The organism is Acinetobacter sp. AOR18_HL (assembly GCF_027855145.1).
Taxonomy (GTDB): Bacteria; Pseudomonadota; Gammaproteobacteria; order Pseudomonadales; family Moraxellaceae; genus Acinetobacter; species Acinetobacter pittii.
This window is the reverse complement of sequence record NZ_JAKTIG010000004.1, coordinates 43,190-65,134: the sequence shown is the minus strand read 5'-3', so window position 1 is coordinate 65,134 and position 21,945 is coordinate 43,190. Positions and strand designations below refer to the sequence as shown.

Annotated in this window: 19 protein-coding genes; 12 read left to right on the top strand and 7 right to left on the bottom strand. The window is 38.7% G+C overall.

What is annotated here, in order from left to right:
- The first annotated feature begins 355 nt into the window (after positions 1 to 355).
- From MKL51_RS00765 to MKL51_RS00735, 7 genes are all read left to right on the top strand, one after another.
- Positions 356 to 1,234 (top strand): MlaA family lipoprotein, encoded by an 879-nt coding sequence (locus tag MKL51_RS00765; RefSeq protein ID WP_002117157.1) that lies wholly within the window; start codon positions 356 to 358, stop codon positions 1,232 to 1,234.
- A gap of 110 nt (positions 1,235 to 1,344) precedes the next feature.
- Positions 1,345 to 2,313, top strand: a complete 969-nt coding sequence (gigA, locus tag MKL51_RS00760; protein WP_002117221.1) for an RsbU family protein phosphatase GigA — start codon at positions 1,345 to 1,347, stop codon at positions 2,311 to 2,313.
- 102 nt (positions 2,314 to 2,415) lie between these two features.
- The gene (gene gigB, locus MKL51_RS00755; RefSeq protein ID WP_002117273.1) at positions 2,416 to 2,937 is read left to right on the top strand and encodes an anti-anti-sigma factor GigB; all 522 of its coding nucleotides are present in this window, start codon (positions 2,416 to 2,418) and stop codon (positions 2,935 to 2,937) included.
- A gap of 29 nt (positions 2,938 to 2,966) precedes the next feature.
- Positions 2,967 to 3,791: a carbon-nitrogen hydrolase family protein gene (locus MKL51_RS00750; RefSeq protein ID WP_005066320.1), complete on the top strand. Its 825-nt coding sequence runs from the start codon at positions 2,967 to 2,969 to the stop codon at positions 3,789 to 3,791.
- Positions 3,792 to 3,805: 14 nt separating this feature from the next.
- On the top strand, positions 3,806 to 4,180 hold the full coding sequence (locus tag MKL51_RS00745) for a DUF4951 domain-containing protein (RefSeq protein ID WP_005066318.1): 375 nt from the start codon (positions 3,806 to 3,808) through the stop codon (positions 4,178 to 4,180).
- A 165-nt stretch (positions 4,181 to 4,345) separates the two neighbouring features.
- Positions 4,346 to 4,783, top strand: a complete 438-nt coding sequence (locus MKL51_RS00740; protein WP_005804299.1) for a MarR family winged helix-turn-helix transcriptional regulator — start codon at positions 4,346 to 4,348, stop codon at positions 4,781 to 4,783.
- An 88-nt stretch (positions 4,784 to 4,871) separates the two neighbouring features.
- A complete protein-coding gene (locus tag MKL51_RS00735; RefSeq protein WP_005066315.1) occupies positions 4,872 to 5,303 on the top strand; it encodes an organic hydroperoxide resistance protein in 432 nt (143 codons plus the stop codon).
- A 56-nt stretch (positions 5,304 to 5,359) separates the two neighbouring features.
- Here the strand turns inward: MKL51_RS00735 and gspE are convergent, their stop codons facing one another.
- Positions 5,360 to 6,850: a type II secretion system ATPase GspE gene (gene gspE / locus MKL51_RS00730; RefSeq protein WP_005066314.1), complete on the bottom strand. Its 1,491-nt coding sequence runs from the start codon at positions 6,848 to 6,850 to the stop codon at positions 5,360 to 5,362.
- A gap of 96 nt (positions 6,851 to 6,946) precedes the next feature.
- On the opposite strand from gspE, the gene MKL51_RS00725 reads away from it, so the two are divergent.
- The gene (locus MKL51_RS00725; protein ID WP_002117309.1) at positions 6,947 to 7,768 is read left to right on the top strand and encodes a hypothetical protein; all 822 of its coding nucleotides are present in this window, start codon (positions 6,947 to 6,949) and stop codon (positions 7,766 to 7,768) included.
- Between the two features lie 9 nt (positions 7,769 to 7,777).
- Positions 7,778 to 8,695 carry a mechanosensitive ion channel family protein gene (locus MKL51_RS00720; protein ID WP_005066312.1) on the top strand — a complete coding sequence of 306 codons (918 nt, stop codon included), beginning with the start codon at positions 7,778 to 7,780 and terminating at the stop codon, positions 8,693 to 8,695.
- On the opposite strand, the gene MKL51_RS00715 is transcribed toward MKL51_RS00720, so the two are convergent.
- Positions 8,685 to 11,489 (bottom strand): DUF2339 domain-containing protein, encoded by a 2,805-nt coding sequence (locus MKL51_RS00715; RefSeq protein ID WP_057062612.1) that lies wholly within the window; start codon positions 11,487 to 11,489, stop codon positions 8,685 to 8,687. The two genes, MKL51_RS00720 and MKL51_RS00715, sit on opposite strands and share 11 nt — an antisense overlap.
- 154 nt (positions 11,490 to 11,643) lie before the next feature.
- On the opposite strand from MKL51_RS00715, the gene polA reads away from it, so the two are divergent.
- Positions 11,644 to 14,415, top strand: coding sequence for a DNA polymerase I (polA, locus tag MKL51_RS00710; protein WP_017482374.1), 2,772 nt, complete (start codon positions 11,644 to 11,646; stop codon positions 14,413 to 14,415).
- A gap of 54 nt (positions 14,416 to 14,469) precedes the next feature.
- On the opposite strand, the gene MKL51_RS00705 is transcribed toward polA, so the two are convergent.
- Genes MKL51_RS00705 through ppx form a run of 5 tightly spaced genes read right to left on the bottom strand, consistent with a single transcriptional unit; the run spans position 14,470 to position 19,569 of the window.
- Complete coding sequence (locus tag MKL51_RS00705; RefSeq protein ID WP_000501183.1) at positions 14,470 to 15,039, bottom strand: YggT family protein; 570 nt, start codon at positions 15,037 to 15,039, stop codon at positions 14,470 to 14,472.
- A 21-nt stretch (positions 15,040 to 15,060) separates the two neighbouring features.
- The gene (gene proC / locus MKL51_RS00700) at positions 15,061 to 15,897 is read right to left on the bottom strand and encodes a pyrroline-5-carboxylate reductase (RefSeq protein WP_005804294.1); all 837 of its coding nucleotides are present in this window, start codon (positions 15,895 to 15,897) and stop codon (positions 15,061 to 15,063) included.
- Positions 15,872 to 17,152 (bottom strand): tRNA lysidine(34) synthetase TilS, encoded by a 1,281-nt coding sequence (tilS, locus tag MKL51_RS00695; protein ID WP_017482375.1) that lies wholly within the window; start codon positions 17,150 to 17,152, stop codon positions 15,872 to 15,874. Before tilS ends, proC begins: the two co-directional genes overlap by 26 nt.
- 56 nt (positions 17,153 to 17,208) lie before the next feature.
- Positions 17,209 to 18,030, bottom strand: a complete 822-nt coding sequence (locus tag MKL51_RS00690; RefSeq protein ID WP_005066304.1) for an acetyl-CoA carboxylase carboxyltransferase subunit alpha — start codon at positions 18,028 to 18,030, stop codon at positions 17,209 to 17,211.
- An 18-nt stretch (positions 18,031 to 18,048) separates the two neighbouring features.
- Complete coding sequence (ppx, locus tag MKL51_RS00685; RefSeq protein ID WP_014208409.1) at positions 18,049 to 19,569, bottom strand: exopolyphosphatase; 1,521 nt, start codon at positions 19,567 to 19,569, stop codon at positions 18,049 to 18,051.
- A 275-nt stretch (positions 19,570 to 19,844) separates the two neighbouring features.
- Between ppx and trxA the strand changes: the two genes are divergently transcribed.
- Both trxA and rho read left to right on the top strand, forming a co-directional pair.
- Positions 19,845 to 20,171: a thioredoxin gene (trxA, locus tag MKL51_RS00680; protein ID WP_002054512.1), complete on the top strand. Its 327-nt coding sequence runs from the start codon at positions 19,845 to 19,847 to the stop codon at positions 20,169 to 20,171.
- Positions 20,172 to 20,493: 322 nt separating this feature from the next.
- Positions 20,494 to 21,762, top strand: coding sequence for a transcription termination factor Rho (gene rho / locus MKL51_RS00675; protein WP_002117304.1), 1,269 nt, complete (start codon positions 20,494 to 20,496; stop codon positions 21,760 to 21,762).
- Positions 21,763 to 21,945: the final 183 nt, after the last annotated feature.

Sequence of the window (21,945 nt, the reverse complement as noted above, 5' to 3'; positions counted from 1 at the left end):
TCTTAATCTCTTAAAAGTCAACAGGTAATTTCGATATTTTTAAAACTTATCTCTCAAACCAACTTACCATCAAATTCATCACTTAAAGCAACCAACTTAATCACAAGTAACTGTTTTTCAACAAGTTTCTATCTGCATCACCGCCGATGGATGTGCATTATAGACCATTAAATTCCCTTTGCAACCTTTTTTTTAAATCAATATCATCAACTGGATACTTTTTAAGCTTTTTAGCATTTTATCTATATTATTTGATCAATTTTACATTGATAATAGGTTATCAATTTTGTATTAAAACATATCTCCACCCAACTGCACATTTAAGTATTAGCCTGGCTGGCGGTTAAGGAATTATATGAATTATTCTAATTTAATTTTACTAAGCGTATTATCTGTAGGTGTTTGTACCTCTCTATATGCTCAAGAAAATACTATAAGTGAATCTTCTGATGCTAGCTCACTAGAAGAAACAGCACCGACTCATACGCGCTCACAAATTATTAAAGATTTAAAAAATATTAAAGTTAAAGATTTAAAAATTAATGCGAATGCAGCACAACCAGATCCTGTAAAAGACCCATTACAATCATTAAATCGTCCAATTTACTCATTTAACGACATGTTGGATCGAAATTTTTTACGCCCAGTTGCTGTGCAATATAGAGAAAAGACTCCAGAAGATGTCCGTGGTTCTTATCGTCAGTTCCGTAAAAATCTTGGAGAACCTTGGAATGCTGTTAACCAGCTTATTCAAGGTCGCCCTGGTCGTGCAGCAAAAACCATAGGTCGCTTTACAATTAATACATTAACGACTCTTGGATTAGCTGACCCTGCCAGCCGTTTAGGTTTACCGACTGAAGAAGAGAATTTTGGTGTAACTCTTGGTTACTATGGTGTTCCTTCTGGCCCATTCCTGATGTTGCCTTTTTTCGGGCCAAGTACCTTACGTGATGGTTTTGGTTTAGCAGTAGACGCCCAAGCACGTCCACAGAAATATGTTATGGATGATCAAGAGGGTCTTTATTGGTCAAGTAATATGTTACAAGCGGTTGATACACGCGCTCAATATCTAGACCTAGATCAGACCTTACAAGGTGATCAATATGCCATGATTCGAGATTTATATCTGCAACGTAAAGCATTCCAAATTGCAGAGAAAAAGGGCGACTCAGCTGATGTATCTTTCATTGATGATGACTCAGAAGATACACCAGATGAGAATCAAAACCCTTAAAAGATGAAATCGAGGTATTGCCCGGATAAGAGTTGGGCAATACCTTGATTTTGATCAAACATACTCTATGATGAATAAAGTGATCATATAAAAGGACTACCATCTCTTCTATGTATTTTATTAAACCGACACGCTCTATCCCTTATTTAGAGCAAGCTTTGGATAAATTGCCAGGCTTACAAGTCATTAACATAGATGATTTAGATTTATATGATCCAACCATCATTGCAATAGCAGATGTACAAGATTTCCTGACATATAAATGGAATTTACCAACGATTGTCATTGCTTTTGAACATGAAGGTAGTGCTTTAGCTCAAGCTTGGGAAGCGGGTGCTCTTGCAGGTTGGGTATGGAATCAACTACCTAACGATTTAAATAAAGCATTATCAAGAATCGATGCTCAATATAAACGTAATCAAGATAGTCGTGATTTACCTTCAGCTGCTGAACTACAAAAAAGACTATTACCTAATCCAATTGATTTATTAAATTATCAAGTCGAAACTTTCTTTCAGCCTTCAGCTTATCTTTCTGGTGATTGGTATGACTACTGGAAATTAAACGATAAGGAAGTTTTATTTTATCTTGCCGATGTTTCAGGACATGGTGTGACCAGTAGTTTATTAACTTCTTGGATGGCAGCTTTCCATGGCCGCTCTAAAACCCCAAGACAATTAATAAAAAAATTAAATGGAATGTTGGTTCAAGAGAATATTGAAAAGCACATTACGATTGTGGTGGGTATTTTAAACCTTGAAACACATACACTTCGCTGGTCAAGTGCTGGGCACTACCCTCCTCCTATCATTTTTGAACCAAATCAAGCTCCAAAAATTTTAACAACAAGTAGTTTCCCATTAGGCTTGACTGATGAACTCGAAGTTGAAGAGCATGTTTGTACATTAAATCATCAAGCACGCTTCATTGTTTGCTCAGATGGAGCACTTGAACCTTTTGATGGTGGGTTAAATGATCAGTTCCAACAATTGGTTCATCATTTGCAAAATCAATCATTCCAAGCACCCGATCATGTGGCTGATGACATTGCCATTTTCAGTCTTTGTCGAATGAATTAATTTACAAATCAATTAATTACATAATATACGACTTAAGGACTCTTGAGTCTGCGATGGCACTATGTGATAATTTTTCTATCCTTCTCTGAAAATGGCATTTATATGTCAACAGGTCATGTTGAATATGCAAGTTTAAATGGAACGCATATTTTCAAACTTATTGGTGAAGTGCGAGCCCATTCTTGTATAAGTCTAGACAAACTTTTAAACAGAATTGAACAGCAAGAGAATGTTGTTGGTGCAATCGTTGATTTAACCCAAACAACATTTATTGATAGTACGGTGTTAGGCATCCTAGCTAAGCTAGGTTTAAAGCTTAAACAAACTCATCATATTCAAGCTGTGATGCTATCTACCAATCCAGATATCACAACCTTAGCCAACAGTATGGGGCTAGGGCAGGTTTTTGTCATTTTGAATTACTGTGGCGATCCCAACGTTTGCACATTAACGTTAACTGATGAACAGATCACTCATAATGCAATGCTAAGAACAGTTCTGGATGCACATAAGACATTGATGAAACTCAATGCAAACAATCAGAATATGTTTGAGCCACTTGTGAAGCAGTTACAGAAAGAACAAGATACGCTTGAACAGGTATCAGATAAGCAAAATGCCTGACTTTAATCATTAAGCCGGATTATTAGAATATGACCCTTATTTCTGTTGCTCAAATGAACTCTCAAGATGATATTGAAAATAATTTTCAAGTCATTGAGTCGTTGATTCAACAAAGTAAGGCGCAAAATGCTAGCCTGATTGTTTTCCCCGAAAACTTTGTATGTTTTGCAGCTGGAAAACAACGCGAAACAGCTGAGCAATTTGAGTCTATTCAACAACGGCTTGAGAAACTAGCACATCAATATCAAATCTGGATTGTGGCCGGTACCTTACCATGCCCATTTCGTCCAGATGGATCTACCATTCAAGATGGTCGAGTCCGGACGGTTAGTCTTTGTATTAGCCCTGAGCGTACAGAAGCACGTTATGACAAGATCCATTTATTTGATGTACAAGTGGGTGATGCTGTCGGTGGTTATCAAGAGTCTCGTTTCTTTGAACCTGGAACAGACGTAGTAGTCACATCTACCCCTTTTGGCAATATTGGCTTAATGGTATGTTATGACTTACGTTTTCCAGAGCTTGCTCTAACTCTGAGACAACAAGGCGCTCATATTCTTACTGCCCCTGCTGCATTTACTTATACAACTGGACAAATGCACTGGCAGCTTTTGCTACAAGCTCGGGCAATGGATAGCCAATGTTATGTTTTAGGCGCAGCACAACAGGGCTGGCATGGTGAAAAACGACAAACCTGGGGACACTCTGGGGCAACAGATAGTCGTGGTCAAATTTTAAGTATGATTGGATATGAAGGGAGTGGTTTAATCACTGTACCCTTTGATTTAACAGCACAAGAACTCGTCCGCTCTTCAATGCCTCTCATGACTCACCGTAAATTGATTCATTATTAAAAGTTTAATTATTCATGTGGAAATACTTATTTAGCATTTTTTGCTTGGGGGCAAATATTCATTGTTATGCAGAGCTTGGTACAACAAACCATTTTGTTTCGCCTACTGCACAGCTCAAATCAGATATTCTTCCAGAAACTCCTAAAAATATCCCCTTGCCCGCTTTTGGCCAAAGAATTATTGGTTGGGGTACAGGCGCAGAAGGTGCAAGACAACGTTTAGAAAATATTCAGCCAGCAGATGTTTCTGTAATTAAAAAACAAGGAACTACGCTTGAAATGATTACTGCATGGCAAGATTTTTATGAACAAGAGCAGCAACGTAATGCAAATAATCCTACTGCGAAGTATCGTGCGCGTTTAATGAAAAAGATTGCAGATTTGTGGTAAACACTTTCATCTAGACTATTTTTATCTTATGGAATAATTGATGTAATTATTCCATTTTTTATATCCCTTAATTTACTTTATTCATAACCTATTCTTATGAACATTTAAGAAACTGAATAGAACGCGATATACTACAAAAGCAATACTAGTTTCTTTGAGGAAGATATGGACCAAGACTGTCAAAACTTAAAGCTTGAGAATCAATTATGTTTCCTCATTTATTCAACGAATTTAGCGCTTAATCAACTCTACAGAAAACTTCTAGCACCTTTGGGCATTACCTATCCCCAATATTTAGTGATGTTAGTGTTATGGGAGCAGGATGAAGTGACTGTTTCAGAAATTGGAGCTAAACTTTTTTTAGAATCATCTACCCTCACTCCTATCTTGAAAAAGTTAGAAGCCTCGCATTTACTTCATCGTACCCGTTCAACTCAAGATGAGAGACAAGTGATTATTACGCTAAGTGATGAAGGAAAAAAATTAAAAGATCAAGCAATCCATATTCCATCAGGCGTATTAGAAGCAAGTTCATGTGATATGACAACACTACTCGGCCTTAAAGATCAACTTACTAAACTCCGTACAAACTTAGTCAAATAAACAGCAATTTTTTTAAAAAATATACTTGTCAAAATAATTAAGTCGTGTACGATATATTTGTATTCAATTTATTTTAGGAATAAAAACGATGTCATTAGAAAAAGTTGTTTATCGTGCAAAAGCTAAAGCAACCGGTGGTCGTGATGGCCGTGCGACTTCATCAGACGGCGTATTAGATGTACAACTTGGTGTACCTAAAGAAATGGGTGGCGCTGGTGGTGCTGTAACAAATCCAGAGCAACTATTCGCAGCTGGTTATTCAGCATGCTTTTTAGGTGCTTTAAAATTTGTTGCAAACCGCGATAAATTTAACATTAGCAAAGACGCTTATGTAGAAGGTGAAGTAGGTATTGGTCCAATTCCTACAGGTTTTAGCATCGAAGCGACTTTAAATGTTTACTTAGTGGGTATGGATCGTGAAGAAGCTGAAAAGTTAGTTGCAGCAGCTCATATTGTTTGCCCATATTCAAATGCAACTCGCAATAATATTGATGTGACGTTTAATATTGTGACTGAATAAGTTTTGATATTTAAAAAATGCCCGAATCAAATCGGGCATTTTTTACATCTTAAATATTATGCTTCACTTGCCTCATTGGTTACGCGAAGTACTTCTTCGAGTGTAGTTTTACCTGTAAGTACTTTGCGCAAACCATCGTCACGAATAGAACCTGAATACTCACGAGCATGATTTTCTAATTCATATTCAGCTGCGTTACCATGAATCAGACGGCGCATAGGTTCATCAACTGGTACGATTTCATAAATCGCTGTACGTCCATTAAAACCTAAATGTGAACAATGATCGCACCCTTTAGCTTCAGGTAACTGCAACAACGGTTCATTATTAATATGCTGAAAAACCTGTTTCTCAAAAGTATCTGCTTCACGCCATGTCATACAATGTGGACATAAAGTACGAACCAAACGTTGAGCAATCACCCCAATTAAAGAACTTGATAATAAGAAGGGTTCAATCCCCATATCTTTAAGTCGAGTAACTGCACCAATAGCTGTATTGGTATGTAGTGTTGATAAAACTAAATGTCCTGTTAAAGATGCTTGAACTGCAATTTCAGCAGTTTCTAAATCACGAATCTCCCCCACCATCACCACATCTGGATCTTGACGTAACATTGCTTTTAAAGCACGAGCAAATGTCATATCCACTTTGGTATTCACTTGTGTTTGACCAATACCTTCGAGTTGATATTCGATTGGATCTTCAGCAGTTAAGATATTACGGGTATTGTCATTTAGATCAGATAAGGCTGCATATAAGGTGGTCGTTTTCCCCGAGCCAGTAGGCCCTGTGACCAAAATAATACCGTGGGGACGATGTACTAACTGAGTTAAACGCTCATAGTCATTAGCCATTAAACCCAAGTGAGTCATGTTGAGTCGGCCCGCTTGTTTATCAAGCAAACGCATAACGACCCTTTCACCATGTGACGATGGCAAAGTTGAAACACGCACATCCACTTCACGGCCTGCAAGACGTAAAGAAATACGACCATCTTGTGGTACACGTTTTTCAGCAATATCGAGCTTCGCCATAACTTTAATACGCGAAACCAGTAAAGGCGCCAATTCACGGCGTGGCTGTACAATCTCACGCAATTGGCCATCTACACGTAATCGTACAGATAGTTTCTTTTCAAAAGCTTCAATATGAATATCAGAAGCCCCTACTCGAATTGCTTCAGAGAGAAGTGCATTGATCAGACGAACAATAGGTGCGTCATCTTCTTGGTCCATCAAATCTTCTGTTTCAGGAACCTGATCGGCCAAACTCAATAAATCCGGATGATCTTCTAAACCAGCTGCAACTTGTTGTGATTCCCCTGTATCACCTGCGTAACTCGTACTTAAGAGCGTATTAAATTCTTGTTCAGTACATAATTGATAATGAGCTGGCTTACCCAAGATGCGTCTTGCTTCCTGTAATGCAATTTTTTCAGTGTTTTGACGTCTAATAATAAATACCTGATCACCGTCATAACGAAATAAAACACCATGACGCTTGGCAAAACTATATGGAACTTGTATTTGTTTCAATATTTGCATCACAATTTATAATGATGAGTAAGATGATTTTGAGTGTACTCTAAGCAGATTACAGCGTGAAGTCTGTTTAACAACTCGGTAGAGGAATTTTGCGTCTTGTTTGAAAATAATGAATATCAGCCTCGCCCCCAGAATTCTTTAAAATGGTGGGGTGAACAGCACTTTGAAATTAACCAGTCCAAAGCATGGCAATTCGGTTCAATGCTCTTTCGTTTAACACGTGGCATAAAAGAATGGCGCATCGAATATTATCGTCCATCTCTCCAAGATGATAATGAACAAGATTGGCACCCAATTGCCGATCCACATTTTGCCTTTCCGCATACGGTTCAAGTAGAACGTTACATGTTTCGAAAGACTAATCCAGAATTTTTACTGATGCCACGTCTGGCAGATCGTTCTGTGGTCATAAAACCTGTTGATCCTATTTACATTCCAGCAGGTCAACGTGGGACTCTATATATCAGCACACCATTATGGATTGCAGGCTTAGTTGAAAGTCAGCATGAACCTTTGTTTGAGATTCCTGTGATTCAGCCTAAAGATACGTGGTTTGGTCCTAATGCGCAGCAAGGAGAAATCTGTTATGCCACTTCCGTGGATGGCCGTACTGATTTGAATCTATTAACACCACGCGCTTTCCGTGCTGTTACTCCAATCGACTTTCACAACACAAGTAATCATCAATTACGCTTTGATCGTATGAATGTGCCAGTTACCGCCCTTCCTCTTTTTTATAGTGAAAGTACAGGTCGTTTGTGGACTTCTCAAATTAAAGTTTATTATGAGGGTTCTGATCGTCCGGCACGTATTCGTATTGAAAACCGTACGCCACCTCTTGCTGGTGAAGTGACCTATGTTCACCCACCACGCTCACCTGGTGGAGCATTATTCAATATGTTTGATTCATTCTTTTAAGAGGTTTATATGGCCGATTCAAATATTCCAAAAGATATCGCTGATAGCCTCAAAAGTATATTTACCAATATCAATACCGAACGTATTAGTGAAATTTTAGTCGCTGTTGTACTGTGTTTCATTGGCTTTGTTCTTGCTCGTATTATTTCGAATACATTTATTAGAACCATTGGCTCACGTTTTAATGCTCACCAACGCCTTGTATGGCGCCGTGGTATTTTTTATTTCATTTTCTTACTCTTCATCATGACAAGTTTGAAAGAAGCTGGGTTCAAACTTAGTGTATTCCTTGGTGCAGCAGGGATTTTAACTGTAGCACTCGGTTTTGCATCGCAAACATCTGCCAGTAACTTGATTAGTGGTTTATTTTTGATTGGTGAAGGTTCATTTGAAGTCGGTGATACGATCCAGATTACTCTCATTCGTGGTAATACAATTGAAGGCGAAGTCATTTCAATTGATTTGCTTTCGGTAAAATTACTTACACTCGACAATGTCTATATTCGTTTGCCGAATGAACAGCTTATTCGTGCGCCTGTACACAACTTGTCTAAATATCCGATACGACGTATCCCAATTACGCTCGCAATCAACTTTCACGAAGATATTATTAAAGTCCGTGAGGTTCTACTAAATGTAGCAGCTCATTATCCACTTGTACTGGATGATCCCAAACCTGCAGTTACGGTTACCGCATTCAGGGAATCATCAATTGAGCTTTTATTCACGATGTGGTGTCGACAAGAGAACTCTTTAAAAGTTCGTGATGAAATGCAAGAACGAATCAGAAATGGATTTTTAGATAACCGAATTGAAATTCCTGTTCCTAAAATGGGCTTGATTGATCGACCGTCTACTGGTTTTGCTGAAGACGATATCGATCAATATAGCAATCAAAAAGAATTAAAACGAGAGCCTAAAGCTTAGGCTCTTGATTCTTCTGTACGGTAGATGACGGGGGTAATGGCGCAAGATAAGCAATAATTAACATTACTCCACCTGCCCCAATAAACGAAATGACTCGAGTTAATGTCGCACTTTGTGATAGATCAAGTAAAATCAACTTTAATACCACAATACCTAAAAGTGCAGCGCCTACAAACCAGAGTTGACGAATCATTTTACGGCTTGAGAATGTAGTTAATACAAATGCCAAAATGACCCAAAGCAATGTCAAACTTAACTGCACTTCACCATTCGTCCAAATTGCTAAGCTCCATAGTGGTGTCCCCCAGTAATGATGTAAGCCCCTAACGACCACACTACTGAATACCAATAACCCAGCTAAAATTGTTGTAATTTTAAAAGTCCACTCTAGTGATTTATCTTGCTCAAAAGCATGTTGATAAATAATAAAGAGCAGACCTGCAAATACTACAATAGAAAGAAAATCAGTTAAGTTAAATAAAGGAACAAAATAAAGGTACTCAGCAGAGCGGCGATCAACGCTCACAACTAGCAACCAAATTAAGCTTAAACACCAAACCGGAATTTGATGTAACAATGCAGTTTTATGAGCCTTATACGCCCAAAGCGAATAAACCACAGGGATAAAAGCCAGAGCAACAACTGGCATTTGTGGAAAGATCGCCAAACCAACTATTGCTAACGCCAACCAGCTTAAACCAGCCCAGACGTTTAAGTATACCGACTCATCCGACTCCGGTTGAGCCATAATAAATAAGCTGCCAAGAATAATGGTAGCGACTAAGAAAGTAGTTTGTTGTAATGAGTCTACCCATTTAAACAACGTAAACACTTGACTCGCAAAGGCTTCACCCAAAACTAACAACAGTAACAGGCTAATTAAAATTAACTGCAAACTTTGCCAGTGCACACGAAGTTTATAGTGAACAACTGCGCTAAATATTGCGATTAGAACTACGGCGAACATCAAATATGGACTCAAAGCATGATGATGCCATGCCATGATTTCTACACCAGCTACAGCACCCGCATACATCCCTAAACACAAGAAAATGCCACTAAACATGCTTGCGCTAAAATAGCGTTGCTCTTTACTGTTGTATTGCAATAAATAAAAGGCAGAAATAAATTGGGCAATTGCATAGATGCTTGTGCTTAGCGTTGGGAACTCTTCATTTGCCCACACCTGATAAAACAGTGCAATAGAGCTAAGTAAAACTAAAACTACACCAATATATCGGCTTAAACGGTAGCGCTCAGTTACTCCCCAAACAATTAAAGCCGTACCTTGAGCAACCCAACCAATTGCTGTCCAATGTGCTCCTTTTGCAAGCGGGAAAATTAAGGCAAAAAACGCAACCGCGAGAATGAAAAAGCTTTTTGCAAGGACCGAAAGCTGTGGATGAGTTTTTTTAATCCAGAAAGTTAATACTGCATAGGTACCTGCCAAGACGGCTGCACCAATCGTCAATGCTTGTGTAGACTCATGTACTAAGTAGGCATGAAGGGTAAAGCCCAGTACTGGCACACTAAAAATAAGACCAACATCCAAGAGCGGAGGTAAACGAATGCCTTCTTGTTTTTCACTTGCTGACGTCCGAGATATATTTTGGCTATAACGAACACTAAGCCAAATAAACAGCGCGATATGGCACCACAAAATCCAGTCTAATGTATTAAATTTTGCGGGTTCTGCATAAAATGCGATTGCACTACCACCAATAAACATTGTGGCAAAAAAAGCTATTTGATTTAAGATTTTCCAAGGCTGAATAAAATTAACCGCAGCAACTGCTAAGTTAATTACTAAGTAATAGCTAAATAAGAAGGTTACATCAGGGCGATATTGCGGAATAACTAAAGGAGCCGCATAAGCCATACCCAGTGCTAATATTGTCAAATAAATAGCTTGTTGTTTTAAGCTCAGGAATACCGTAATAGCTAATAAAATCGTAAACAGAATACTCGCTGTAGTTAGGTTGGCAATTACACCAAAATGATGTGAGAACACAAGTGTCAGGAATACAACAGCCAGCCCGACACCTTGCAGTGCCACAGCAAAAAGCTGATTTTTCTTTTGCAATGTATACCCAAATGCCGTTAACACACCTCCAGCAATCGCAATAAATCCAAGTTTCACACCTAAACTAAGTTGCCAATGCTCGCTTGCAAAACGTAATAGCAACACTACCCCAACCATAAGCACAGCAACAGCAACTCTTAAGATTGGATTACCATGAATCATCCAATCTACGGCTGGTTGCCACCATGCGGTCTGAACATGTGCTGGTTGTTCTGTTTGATTTAAAGGCGCCGTTCCCACTGGGACTAGCGTGTCTGTATTATTGGAACTAACTTGTTCTATTACAGGATTTATAACTTCTGTTTGTATGGTCTCATTTACATGAACAGTTTGTTTTGCTGACTCGAGGTATAATAGTCGAGTATGAAATGCACTGATGGTTTGAATCAAACATAGCAATAAAACCAGTAAAGCCCCACCAGCAATCCACATCCAATGATTGATATAAGCAACTAATGCAACCAAGGCTGCTGCATAAATCACTGTTCTTTGCATGTGAATAGAATAAAGTGGCGTTTTCTGCTGAGAAAACTGCTGTTCTAAATGAGTTAAACGCTCATGCAGATTTGACAGTAATTGAACTAGAATGACAGTAAGTGCAATAGATAAAGCAATAACAGCACTCTGAAATTTAAAACCAATTGAAATGGCTAAAAACAAAGTCAAAGCGATCAAAACAATGATCATTCCCTGTTTGTCTTTTTTATACATGGGCTTAGCAATATGACACCTTCATTACAGGTCATCTTACTTCAAGCCAATACAAGCGTATATTTATACATACAAAATACTGCAAAAATCATAAACCTGCATTCATAGCCGTTTTCACGTAAAATACCCCTAATTCAAATTAAGGAATTGTTCAATGCCACCATTTGTCTTGGTTGATGGGTCCTATTTTTTATTTCGTGCATATCATGCATTACCACCATTGACGACCTCTACAGGGTTACATACCAATGCAATACGTGGGGCAATTTCTGCCATTCAAAAATTAATGCGCCGTATGCAGCCGACACATATGGCTGTCATTTTTGATACGCCTGAGCCAACTTTCCGCCACAAGCTTTCACCTATTTATAAAGGTGATCGCCCTACCATGCCGGAAGAGTTATCTCAACAGATTCCATATTTACATGCATTGATTAAAGCTCAGGGGATTCCTTTATATAGTCTTCCGGGTGCAGAAGCAGATGACATTATCGGTACACTCGCTAAACGTGCCGTACTCGAAGGCCATCATGTACTTATCTCAACCGGAGATAAAGACATGGCTCAGCTCGTCAATGATCATGTAAAACTTGAAGATAGCTTTAAAGATCGTGTCATGGATACCGATGGGGTATTTGAAAAATTTGGTGTTTGGCCAAATCAAATTATCGATTACTTAACCCTTATGGGCGATGCGTCTGATGGCATCATGGGTGTGCCTGGCGTTGGTGCAAAAACAGCAGCTAAGTTACTAACTGAATATGGCACTTTAGACAATATTATTGCCAATGCAGACCAACTTAAAGGCAAACTTAGCCAAAATATTAAAGATAACTTAGACAATATTAAGCTTGATCACCAGTTAGCTAGCATTGTCTGTGATCTTCCTTTAGAACTCGATTGGCATGAGTTAAAGCTTACTGATCCAAATGTTGAGGCTCTACGCAATCTTTATACTGAGCTTGAGTTTAGAAACCAATTACAGTCACTTGATCATCCAAACAATCCAAATAGCTCAAGCTATAAACAACAAGCTTCACAGACTGTTGTTCAAAATGAAGTTAAACCTGCTGAATCTATAGAAACCGAAGATCAAGCAAGCTTAACTAGTCAAGATGACCAGCTTGGAACTGCAAATTATCACACTGTTTTAACCCAAGAAGCATGGGATCAGCTCTGGCAACGCATGCAAAATGCTGATCATTTTGCTATTGATACAGAAACTACAAGTCTGGACTACCGTATTGCCGAGATGGTTGGCTTTTCAATCGCATTTGATGCGAAAGATGCCTACTATGTTCCATTAGCGCATAATTATGAAAATGCACCGCAGCAACTGGATCGTGACCAAATTCTGGCTCAAATTAAGCCTGTGCTAGAAAATGAAGCAGTTAAAAAAATTGGGCATCACCTTAAATATGATGCGCATATCTTTGCCAATCATGGCATAGAACTTAAAGGCTGGTATTTCGATAGCATGCTTGCATCTTATGTATTGAATGCAGCAGCAACTCGTCACGGCATGGATGATGTAGCTCGTGTCTACTTAAGCCACTTAACCACCACTTTTGAACAAATTGCTGGTAAGGGTGCTAAACAAAAAACGTTTAATCAAATTGAGATTGAAGTTGCTGCTCACTATGCTGCAGAAGATGCTCATGTGACTTATCGTTTGTATGAAGTGCTTTCAAACAAACTTAAGCCATTTCCTGAGCTAGAAAATATTTTATATAACATCGAAATGCCAGTTGCCCGTATTTTATCGGGTATGGAAGAAGATGGTATTCGTCTAGATCATGCCTTCTTAGATAAATTAAGCGTTGAATTTGCAAAAACGATGGAAGGGCTTGAAAACCAGGCGATGGAAATTGCAGATGAAACTTTTAATATTGCATCTCCTAAACAAGTAGGCGAAATACTATTTGATAAATTAGGAATCAAAGGCGGTAAAAAAACTGCAACTGGACAATACAGCACGAGTGAAAGTGTTTTAGAAAAAATTGAACATCCTTTAGCGGAAATTATTCTAGAGCATCGCGGTTTAGCAAAGCTGAAAAGTACCTATACTGATCGTCTAGTTGAGCAATCTCATAACGACACGCATCGTGTACATACGAGTTATCACCAAGCGCTCACAGCAACAGGTCGCCTCTCCTCTTCAGATCCTAACTTACAAAATATTCCAATTCGTAGACAAATTGGGCGTCAAATTCGTAAAGCATTCATTGCGCCAGAAGGCCGAGTACTATTGGCTGCCGATTACTCGCAAATTGAATTACGTTTAATGGCTCATTTTTCTCAAGATGAAGCATTAGTACACGCATTCCAGCATGGACAAGACGTTCACCGCCGTACTGCGGCAGAAGTATTGGGCATTGCAATTGAAGATGTGACCAATGATCAACGTCGTCAAGCTAAGGCAGTAAACTTTGGTCTACTGTATGGTATGTCTGAGTTTGGTTTAATTCGTCAGTTAGGTTTCACACGTCAAGAGTCACAGAACTATATCAAACAATACTTCCAGCGCTATCCTGGCATTTACGAATACATGCAACGTACCCGCCAAGTAGCATCGGAACAAGGCTTTGTTGAAACTATTTTAGGTCGTCGTCTTTATACACCAGATATTGATGCACGAAATGTAATGGTACGTAAGGCTGCCGAACGTGCTGCAATTAATGCACCGTTACAAGGTAGTGCTGCTGATATCATTAAACTCGCAATGATTGAAGTCGATAAAATCTTGCCAAAAGATCAAGCCAAACTACTACTGCAAGTACACGATGAATTAGTATTTGAAGCAGATCAAAACATTGCCGAAGAGCTCTCTAAGCAAATCGCGACTGTCATGGAATCTGTAGTAAAAATTTCTGTGCCTTTAGTTGTTGAAGTTGGGCAAGGGCAAAACTGGGATGATGCCCATTAATTAATAGAAATAAAAAAAGGGCTGTATTAACAGCCCTTTTTTTATTGCGTTAAGTTAAAGTCCTGTTAAAAGAACTTTTGCAACTTCATTCATTAAGATCTCGGCAATATAAAGCGCTAAAAAGGCCAAAATTGGAGATAAGTCAATCATTCCCATATTAGGCAATAAACGACGGAATGGTGCGAGTAATGGTTCAGCTAAATCTTGAATCACTTCAATATAAGGTGAACGCGATTGAGTGAACATAACCACCCAACTCAAAATAATTGTCGCGAAAATTAAATAACGGCAGAAACGGATCAGGTCCTGAATCATAGTCACAAATGTCAGAATCACTAAGTGAACCGGACTATTTGGCATAGAACCAGAAAGATACATCACGCCAAAAATTTTCAGTAAATATAAAATAATTAAAAGAACCAACGCAGCCAAATTAAATCGGCCTTTTGCGACCGTCGGAAAAATTCGGCCAAAAATATCAACAATTTTAGTCGCCTTTACGGTCGATAAAACCACAGGATTATAAGGACTTACTGCCGCCAATTGCATTAAAAAACGGAAAAAGACCAATAAAATCGCGACATTAATTAAAATTCCAAAAATTAGCGCAGAATTTGCACCCATAGTTGTCTTATCCTATTTAAGCTATTTCGCACTGTCACTCAATTCTTGAGCCAATTCTTGACTACGCTTCTGTGCAGCAGCCAATGCAGATTGAATATTTTGGGAGATTTGTGCACGGTCAAAAACTTCAAGTGCAGCTTGAGTTGTGCCATTTGGCGATGTCACATTCTTACGAAGTTCAGAAGGAGTATTTGAACTCGTAATTGCCATTTGAGCTGCACCTAATGCCGTTTGAAGAGTCAACGCAGTTGCAACTTTTTCATCAAGTCCTAAATTTTTACCCGCACGGATCATACTTTCCATGAGATAGAAGAAATATGCAGGACCTGAGCCAGAAACCGCTGTTACCGCATCAATTTGAGCTTCGGAGTTTACCCAAATTGTTAAGCCTGTGGCTGCTAAAATCTGACTTGTTAATTCACGATCCGAAGTACCTACTACATCATTTGCATAGATACCATGTGCACCCGTCTGAACTAGAGCTGGCGTATTTGGCATAACTCGAACAATTCGATTGCTATCAATTAAGTTTGATATCGTTTGGATTTCAGCACCAGCAATAATTGAAATAACCAATTTATCTGATAACAATCCTTTTAAAGGACGTAAAACAGTCGCCAAAACTTGTGGTTTTACTGCCAGTACAACGACATCAGCATTTTTAATTGCAGCTACATTATCTTGTGTCACATGGACTTCTTTTTCTTGCAATAATTGACGTATTTGCTCAACAGGATCTGAAACGGTAATACGTGTTGGCGGTAAACCTCTTGAAATGAGCCCACCAATCAAAGCTTGGGCCATATTACCACCACCAATAAAACAGATATTACTATTTACTGCACTTGTCATAACCATCTTCGCCATTTACCAGATTACAAGAATAAGAAATTAAATCTGGTTGCCATCCTCCTTGCTCACAATACGGAGACTGAGCCAACCAAAATCCTTTCGGTGTAAAAACCCCAAGCATAACATTATCTATGACTAATATTTGAATTGTATGACGAAGCCAAGGCAAAATATGTGCTTCTTGAATTGCTTTTTTTAATGGCCATTGCCCAACACGACCATATAAATGGACCTTTTCACCACCTTGGCGTCGAATAATTTTTAATTTTTTATTTAATAAAGATGCAGACAAACCCATATTTTTTTGAGTAATTTGAAAATATCCTGAAGCACAATGCACTATTTCCCCCATTTGGAAATAATGCTCTGTCTCGGTTTCAACTGGATTTAATTTTTCAACAAGAAAAACTTGCTTACTCAACCTATAAAGATGATGTTGATAACGAACATAATAAAACTGGTTCCAGTGTAATGCCGCTTGTGCATCAGACTTCGAATTAATTACTTCATTTTTTAAACGCTCAACCATTTCAAATGCAGGTCGATATTGCCCATCACCTTTCATCCAAACCGAAAGCAATTGACGCTGACGGGCAGAAGATAGTTTTAATAGCTGATTTAAGTCCAAACATTCGTCCGTACCACAATTTTGCAAATCAACTTTTAAAACTTCTTCTAAAATTTCAGAAGCATCTTGCATCAGATAGCTGGTACGACTAAGTGCTTGCTGCATTTTTGGAAAACGGTTTTGTAAGAAGGGCCAAAGTTCTTCACGCGACCACGCCCGATCATAATGGATATCGTAATTTGTAGGATCATCTATATACTCAATTTCAAGTTGAGTAGTCCACTCGGCAATCTGCTCACGGGTTAAATCCAAAAAAGGGCGCCAAATTGTCATATCTACACGATGATCAATACACTGCATAGCAGCAAGCCCATCAACACCCGCACCCGACAATAAACGCAATATTACTGTTTCAGCTTGATCTTGCTGGTGATGAGCAAGCAATAAAATTTCGTTGGCTTGTAAATGTTGTAGATAAGCGTGATAACGTGCCTGACGTGCTTGAGCTTCCAAATTACCGTCAGTAACTTGAACTTTTTGAATGGTATAAGGAATATTTAAACGAGTCGCTTGTTTAGCAACGAGTTCGCCCCACTCTACACTTTTTGATTGCAGTTGATGATCTATATAAATTACTCGGATCTTTTGAGGGAAAATTTGAGACATCAAATGTAGTAGCAGCATTGAATCCATGCCGCCACTACATCCAATAAGAAAAGTACTATTTTCTGAAAACTCTTGAGCCTGTTTTAAGACGCAATGCCTAAATTTTCGCTGCCAAACTTCATTAAACGTTGATAACGTGCTTCGCATCGTTCATTTGCATCCATTGGTAGCAACTCATCCAAAGCTTGCTTCAAAACTACTTTTAGGTTTTGCATAACTTGCTCAGGGTCTAAATGAGCCCCTTCGCCTTCATCTACTACGTATTCAACAATACCTAGAGATTGTAATTTATCTGCTGTCAAACCTAAAGCTTCACTTGCTTGAGCCGCTTTTTCAGCAGTTTTCCACAAAATAGATGCACAGCCTTCTGGTGAAATCACAGAATAAATACTATGCGACAACATAATTACTCGGTCAGCAACACCAATACCTAAAGCACCACCAGAACCGCCTTCACCAAGTACTGTTGCGACAACAGGAACTTTCAAACTTGAAAGCTGAGCAAGGCTAGTTGCAATTGCTTCAGCTTGTCCACGTTCTTCAGCACCAACACCTGGATAAGCACCCATAGTATCAATAAATGTGAAGACCGGAAGGTTAAAACGCTCTGCCATATCTAATAGGCGTTGAGATTTACGGTAACCTTCTGGGTTAGCCATACCGAAGTTGTGCTTTAATTTTTCACGGGTACTACGACCACGGTGTTGGCCAATAACCATCACAGGCTGACCATCAAAACGAGCAAGACCACCTACCATCGCACCATCGTCACCAAACAAACGATCACCATGCAAGGCATCAAACTCTGTAAAGATTTCACCGACATAATCTAGAAACTGCGGACGATCAGGATGACGTGCAATTTGAACCGTTGTCCACGCTTTGGACTGAGTAGCTTTTTTCATAGGTCGAATATTATCCCTTTAATCGATAAATTTTTCCGACTGAATATTCAATTCAATGTCCCAATGCTTAAACTGCTCTTGCTCATCATGCAAGTCGGCAACTAACAATGGCCATTGTTTGGCATCACCAGAAACACTAAGTTGCCATTGTTGATCATTTATGATGGTCAGTTCAATGGCAGGAAGCATCTGATCACTTCGACTATGGTTGAGTAAAACTGCTAGGCGAAGTAATAAACATAGATAAAGTAATTTATTACCACCAGCCTTCAAAATTTCATTTTTTACATCATTTCGCAATTTACGACGGTGGTGAGCGACCAAATGTGAAAGGTGATTTTGATCAATTTGTGAGAAGCCCGGAATATCAGAATGCTGCAATAAATAAGCACCATGACGGTGATACCCACCATGGCTAATCGCCAAACCAATTTCGTGCAAATAGGCAGCTCGGCGCAGTAAGTCACTGTCTTCACTCGTTAAATTAAGCGATTCTGCAACACCATCAAATAATTGTTGTGCTGTATTTACGACTCTTTCTGCTTGTTTTGGATCAGCGTTATAACGTCCCATTAAAGCTTGTACACTGCGATCGCGGATATCTTCATGTTTAAAACGACCTAATAGGTCATACATGACTCCTTCACGTAATGCACCATCAGAATATGCCAAACGATCAATTTCTAAAACTTCGAAAACTGCGTACAAAATTGCCAATCCGGCTGGCAAAACTGCTCGTCGGTCTTCTCTTAACCCTTCAAAATCAATTTCAGAAATATTTTTAAACTTAAGTAATTTATCTTTGAGTTTATATAAGCCTTCTCGAGTAACGTTTTCTTGTTCATCACTCAAGCCCATATTCACCATAATTTGGCGGCAAGCTTTAATGGTTCCACTAGAACCAACTACAGTATCCCAACCTTCCATTTTATACGTTGTTGCAATAGCTGAAAGTTCTTTACGGGCAGCAACTACTGCTTTATCAAAGGCTTTTTGTGTGATTTCGCCATCGGCAAAGTAAGCTTTTGTATAAGCCACGCATCCCATTTGCAATGACTCAGTGTAAATAGGTTCAAACTCTTCACCAATAATGAACTCAGTAGAACCACCACCAATATCTACAACTAAACGTCGACCACCATTTGCCATGGTATGCGATACGCCAAGATAAATCAGACGTGCTTCTTCTCGCCCAGCAATAATTTCAATAGGTTTAGGCAAAATTTCTGCTGCTTTTTGAATAAATTCATGGCCATTTTTTGCCTGACGCAAAGCATTGGTCGCCACAATTCGTAAGCGATTTGGTTGAACAGAACTTAATCTCCCTACAAAACGAGCCAAGCAGGCTAAGCCTCGTTGCTGAGCGGCTTCTGTTAGGTTTTTATTCTCATCTAAACCAGCTGCGAGCTGTACTTTTTCTGACATCGAAGCAACTTTTTTAACTTCGCCATGATCTACCCGTGCAATTGCAAGGTGAAAACTGTTCGACCCCATATCTATGGCGGCAAGTAATTCTTCATCAATCAGAAAATCAGACATTATTGAACTAAACCCATAACAATTCACGCCTAGAGTAATTCACAAGAATGCAATTGAAAAGCCATTTTCATCAACAATTAGCTGTGATTTAAATTTTTCTATTTATTAGTTGATTGTACAAGTCGATGATGAATATCGTGAGCATCCATTAGACAAATTTAGTTAAGCCTTGAATAATAGCATCAAACCCTTACATTGAACTAAGTAGCTATGTAATACTGATAGAGATAATTTCTCCTGTAATAGCACTTTTTTCTAAAAATTGGAGCCGTACCATGTCTGCGACTATTGTAAATACAACTGATGATAACTTCCAAGCAGATGTTTTAGATGCTGAAACCCCTGTACTTGTTGACTTCTGGGCAGGATGGTGTGCACCTTGTAAAGCGATCGCACCTGTTCTTGAAGACCTATCAAGTGAATATGCTGGTAAAGTAAAAATTGTTAAAGTTGATGTGACTTCTTGCGAAGATACAGCAGTGAAATACAACATCCGTAACATTCCTGCTTTACTACTTTTCAAAAATGGTGAAGTTGTAGCTCAACAAATTGGTGCTGTACCTCGCTCTAAACTTGTTAGCTTTATTGATGAAAACGTTTAAGTCAAAATGCTAAAAAAGAAAATACGCTATACTTTTTTATAGCGTATTTTTTTCGCCTATAAATTGACAAATTTGCTAGGCTGGCTTATATTGCATGCTCAAGAGGCACTGAAGGGAATCATCTTCGTCCGGCTTCTTACAAGACACAAACATAAAGATCGCCACTCGGCAACAGAAATTGTTTTTTCACATTTCTCTTCGAAACAATTAATCAGACTTCTGAATTGTTATTGTGTAAATACAATTGCGATAATCTTTTTTGTATGCGAGCGATTTTTCTCCTTTTTAAACCACACTCTACTCTTTCCTAATTCTGACCCTTATGAATTTAACTGAACTCAAGAAAAAACCAATCGGCGAACTAATTAAAATTGCTGAATTTATGGGCCTGGAAGGTATGGCTCGTAACAGAAAGCAAGATATTATTTTTGCCATTTTGAAACGCCATGCGATGAATGGCGAAGAAATTTTTGGTGACGGCGTTCTCGAAATTCTCTCTGATGGTTTTGGTTTTTTGCGTTCTGCCGCAGGTTCGTATTTAGCAGGTCCGGATGATATTTATGTGAGTCCTTCACAGATCCGACGCTTTAACTTGCGTACAGGTGATACCATCACAGGTACTATTCGCCCTCCAAAAGAAGGTGAGCGTTATTTTGCGTTGCTCAAAGTTAACCAGATTAACTACGACACGCCAGAAAATTCTCGTAATAAAATTTTATTTGAAAACTTAACTCCCCTTTTCCCGACCGAACAATTGGTTATGGAATTAGGTAATGGTACGACAGAAGACTTAACTGCTCGTGTCGTTGATTTAGTTGCGCCAATTGGTAAAGGCCAACGTTCTATTATTGTTGCACCGCCGAAAGCGGGTAAAACAATGTTACTTCAAAATATTGCTCAATCGATTGTTAGAAACAATCCAGAAGTATTCCTGATCGTTCTATTAATTGACGAACGTCCAGAAGAAGTAACCGAAATGGAGCGTACTGTTCGCGGGGAAGTTATTGCGTCAACCTTTGATGAAGCACCAGCTCGCCATGTACAAGTTGCAGAAATGGTAATTGAAAAAGCTAAACGTCTTGTTGAACATAAAAAAGATGTTGTGATTCTTCTTGACTCTATTACCCGCCTTGCACGTGCTTACAACACAGTAATCCCATCATCAGGCAAAGTGTTAACTGGCGGTGTAGACGCTCATGCATTAGAGCGCCCTAAACGTTTCTTTGGTGCTGCGCGTAATATCGAAGAAGGTGGTTCACTTACGATCATCTCTACTGCTTTGATTGAAACAGGCAGTAAAATGGATGATGTAATTTATGAAGAGTTCAAAGGTACAGGTAACCAAGAGATTACGCTTGATCGCCGTATTGCTGAAAAACGTGTCTTCCCTGCTATGAATATCAAAAAATCTGGCACACGTCGTGAAGAGCGTTTAATGGATGAAGATAAATTACGTAAAGTATGGATTCTTCGTAAGCTACTTCACCCTATGGATGAATTGGCAGCAATGGAATTCTTACTTGACCGCATGAAAGAAACCAAAACAAATGATGATTTCTTTGATCAAATGAAACGTAAAGCTTCAACTTAAGTAATTAAGCCTTCAAAAAAAGCCACTCTTTTGAGTGGCTTTTTATTTGGTTGACAAGCTTTACACAAAAATACATTTTGCTTATTTTTATGTAAAATTATTTATAAGCTTTTGATAATAAATATTTTTGCATAAAAAAGCTTAGTTTTTTTAGTAGCTTACCTCTACCTTTTCCAATATACA